This window comes from Plantactinospora siamensis (genome assembly GCF_042434095.1).
Lineage (GTDB): Bacteria > Actinomycetota > Actinomycetes > Mycobacteriales > Micromonosporaceae > KBS50.
The window spans coordinates 1-517 of the sequence record NZ_JBHLUE010000035.1 but is presented as its reverse complement, the minus strand read 5'-3'; the positions used below and the strand labels follow the sequence as shown (position 1 = coordinate 517).

General features: G+C 69.1%; 1 protein-coding gene. It reads right to left on the bottom strand.

Translation table 11 applies throughout. The features are described 5' to 3' along the window. Position 1 precedes the first annotated feature (1 nt). On the bottom strand, positions 2 to 517 hold a 516-nt coding region (locus tag ACFFHU_RS30960), incomplete at its 5' end, for a hypothetical protein (protein ID WP_377344085.1).

Here is a 517-nt window from a genome sequence, read left to right as displayed (position 1 = left end):
GTCAGCTGTTCCAGTACTGGGCGGTCAGGTCGGCGGCCTGGGACTCCCACTTCGCGTAGGCGTCGGGGTAGGCCGAGACCTGGACCTTCTGCGCGGCGTCGGTCAACGGCATGTCCTGCCAGCCCGGCACGTCCTTGAGGGCCTTCTGGAAGGCGGTGGTGGCGTACTGCGGATCGGTGATCTGCTCCGGCGAGCCCCAACCCGAGGTCGGGCGCTGCTGGAACAGGCCCAGCGAGTCATGGTCGTTGGCGTCACCCAGGTTGCCCAGGTTCTGCAGCTTCGACTCCTGCAGCGCGGTGGCGATCGAGATCACCGCGGCCCGCTCATCCAGACCGTTGGCCTTCGTCGCGGCCACGATGGCCTTCGCGTTGCCCTTCTGCTCATCCGACAGATCGATCCGCGACTGCGCACCCTGCACGCCGTGCGGCGACAACTTGCCCGCGTCGGGCTTGTCGGCCGAGACCGTCTGCACCGCCGCGGCGGCGGGCTTGGCGCTGTGAGTGTCGGCGGCCATCGC